The following is a 474-nucleotide window of genomic DNA, read 5'->3' as shown; positions in this document are numbered from 1 at the left end:
TGTTCGTTTGCTCGCAGAATTGACCCACTCCGATTGACCCACCTTCCACTGCCTGGCAAACGCTGCCACACGGTCGTATGACCCCTCATAGCCCAGCTCCTTAAGTTCCAAGTGGAGCTGCTTCAAATTGCGCCGCTGCTTGCGGGGCTTGCTTGCCTCGGCCTTGAGCCAGGCCGACAGCTGCACAGAATACTTGTCTAAGAGGCTTGATGATCTCCGCTCCGCATAGGAGGGCTCTGTGGTCTCCGAGCGTAGGTATCGCCGGACAGTATTGCGGGAGATGCCCAGTCGCCTGGCGATCTCCCGGAGGGGAACCTGGTCACGAAGGTGCCAGCGTCGAATTATGCCTAGTAAAGCCACGTCGATCACTCCGATCTCCTGTCGAAAGGACAGGAAGGATTGTGCTATGAACGTGGGTCAGATTCCGTTGCAAATTCGTGGGGAAGATGGGTCAATTTTCAATGCAAATTAACA

The 474-nt window shown here is 55.3% G+C and carries 1 protein-coding gene; it reads right to left on the bottom strand.

The window, feature by feature from the left end:
- Positions 1–369 (bottom strand): helix-turn-helix domain-containing protein (locus tag H3H37_RS25450; protein WP_182167781.1); only part of this gene is annotated, 369 nt, incomplete at its 3' end.
- Positions 370–474 lie beyond the last annotated feature (105 nt).

The sequence above is a fragment of the Rugamonas brunnea genome, from assembly GCF_014042345.1.
GTDB lineage: Bacteria > Pseudomonadota > Gammaproteobacteria > Burkholderiales > Burkholderiaceae_D > Rugamonas > Rugamonas brunnea.
This window is presented reverse-complemented; position numbering and strand designations above follow the sequence as displayed.